This is a genomic window from Niallia sp. Sow4_A1 (assembly GCF_052116745.1).
In the GTDB taxonomy this organism is placed as follows: domain Bacteria; phylum Bacillota; class Bacilli; order Bacillales; family Cytobacillaceae; genus Niallia; species Niallia hominis.
Genome location: NZ_JBQKKM010000112.1, coordinates 1 through 1,771 on the forward strand (window position 1 = coordinate 1; position 1,771 = coordinate 1,771).

A 1,771-nucleotide genomic window follows, 5' to 3' on the forward strand; every position below is an offset into this window, starting at 1 on the left:
TTTTTTCCAGCTACCGCGCTCTCGCTTGGTGGCCTTTTTGTCTAGTTGGGGGACGAGTCCCCCAACTAGACAAAAAGGATATTTATTCTCCCACAAACATTTTACTCATACATCCTAGTAGGAATCTCTAAAATTTTCAAATAAGATTTAGGAAAACTTAAATTGAAGCAATTTGGAAAGTGGAAATTTGAATGGACTTTATCTCCATTTATCATCTTTGTTAATACTTTAATTATTAAGGCGTTTAACGTAATTTATAGTTGAAAAGTATTTTAATGCATTTTTCTTTAGATAACTACATAGTAAGTATAATTGTTCTATGAAATAGTCCTCTAAGGAGGTTATTTTGGTTATCTTTAATCCTTATTGGTAATAAAGTAAACTTAGTTTATCTATCGTTTTTCTAATAATGAAAAGAGAAAAGGAAATAGTATCATTGCTTAGGAATTAAAGGGTAGGGATAGTAGCACAAATATATTTATTTAAAAAGGAGAAATGTATAATGGAATTTGTTACTTTAAATAATGGATTGAAAATGCCTCAATTAGGATTTGGAGTTTGGCAAGTGGCAGATAATCAAGCAACTAGTGCAGTCGCTGAAGCTCTTGTAGTTGGTTATCGATCCATTGATACTGCAATGATTTATAAAAATGAAAAAGGTGTAGGGAAAGCGATAAAAGAATCTTCTGTTCCTCGTGAAGAGTTGTTTATTACGACAAAAGTTTGGAATAGTGATCAAGGTTATGAAAATACACTGAAAGCATTTGATGAAAGTATAGAAAGATTGGGTCTTGATTATGTTGATTTATATTTAATTCATTGGCCAACACCTAAATTTGATAATTATGTGGATACATATAAAGCTTTAGAAAAACTATATAAGGATGGAAAAGTGAAAGCTATCGGTGTGTGTAACTTTGAAATAGAACATTTAGAGCGCATTTTAACTGAATGTGAAGTTAAGCCTGTTCTAAATCAGGTAGAATGTCATCCATACTTGGCGCAAAAGGAATTAAAGGAGTATTGTACAAAGCATGATATTTTTGTAGAAGCTTGGAGTCCGTTAGATCAGGGCGGAGAAGTATTGCAAGATGAAGTGATTAAAAATATTGCCGATGCACTCAAAAAAACACCAGCTCAAATTGTTTTGCGTTGGCATTTACAAAATAATACAATTGCGATTCCGAAATCAGTTACTCCATCAAGAATTGAAGAGAACTTCCAAGTGTTTGACTTTGAGCTCAATGAAACAGAAGTAAACGCTATAAATCAATTAAACATTAATAGACGTAAAGGATCTCATCCTAACGATATGCATGTACGTTAAATGTTATTTATCTCTATGAAAGAAAGGGGAGGTTTTATTTCTCTCTTTCTTTCGTTATTTTTACTTGAGTATTGTTTTATTTAGAAGGAAGAAAATTTTTAAATTTTTTTTGAATAAATTGCTGACAAAATGATTATAACCTGTTATTATATAAAAGTTGCTTCTAACGGCAACGTAATATGATAATTTAATAGTGAAAGTTATTTCGAAAAAGTTGTTGACTTTCGCTTGATAAATATGATATTATATAAAAGTTGCTTCTTATAGCAACAAACAAATTGCTCTTTGAAAACTGAACAAACAAACGTCAACAATATTCGTTTTATAACTAACGTTATAGAATGACAACAAGTAACAAAAAAGCTAGAGTTTAGCAATGAGCTAATCAACTCTTTATTGGAGAGTTTGATCCTGGCTCAGGACGAACGCTGGCGGCGTGCCTAA

Annotated in this window: 1 protein-coding gene; it reads left to right on the forward strand. The window is 31.4% G+C overall.

Going from position 1 to position 1,771, the window contains the following annotated elements; translation table 11 throughout:
- Positions 1 to 502 precede the first annotated feature (502 nt).
- Positions 503 to 1,327, forward strand: a complete 825-nt coding sequence (locus tag ACTQ5K_RS25360; RefSeq protein WP_048717752.1) for an aldo/keto reductase — start codon at positions 503 to 505, stop codon at positions 1,325 to 1,327.
- Positions 1,328 to 1,771 lie beyond the last annotated feature (444 nt).

Coding starts and splice junctions, on each gene's coding strand:
- ACTQ5K_RS25360 (WP_048717752.1), top strand. CDS start 503: ATGGAATTTGTTACTTTAAATAATGGATTGAAAATGCCTCAATTAGGA.